Raw genomic sequence first — 435 nt, 5'->3', positions numbered from 1 at the left:
GTCACCGCCGGCATCGTCTCGGCGCGCGGCCGCGACCTCAACAGCGGTCCGTTCGACGATTTCATCCAGATCGACGCGCCGATCAACCACGGCAATTCCGGCGGCCCGCTGGTCGATGTCGGCGGCAATGTCGTCGGCATCAACACCGCCATCTTTTCGCCCAATGGCGGCAGCGTCGGCGTCGGCTTCGCCATTCCGTCCGACCAGGCGCAGAAGGTGGTCGCCAAGCTGATGAAGGGCGGCGACATCGAGTACGGCTATCTCGGCGTGCAGATCCAGCCGGTGACGCAGGACGTGGCCAGCGCCATGGGCCTCGACCATCCGGGCGGCGCGCTGGTCGCCGCGGTCACCGAAGGGTCTCCCGCGGCCAAGGCCGGCATTGCGACCGGCGACGTCATCACCGGCTTTGCCGGCGAGGCGATCAAGGATCCGAAG

Annotated in this window: 1 protein-coding gene; it reads left to right on the top strand. The window is 68.0% G+C overall.

The window, feature by feature from the left end; genetic code table 11:
• Positions 1 to 435: trypsin-like peptidase domain-containing protein (locus EN780_RS37860; RefSeq protein ID WP_128276670.1), on the top strand; the 435-nt coding region annotated here is incomplete at both ends.

Origin of the sequence: Mesorhizobium sp. M4B.F.Ca.ET.089.01.1.1 (assembly GCF_004022605.1) — a bacterium.
Lineage (GTDB): Bacteria > Pseudomonadota > Alphaproteobacteria > Rhizobiales > Rhizobiaceae > Mesorhizobium > Mesorhizobium abyssinicae.
Note: the sequence above shows the minus strand (reverse complement) of the source record. Positions and strands in the feature narration are given on the sequence as shown.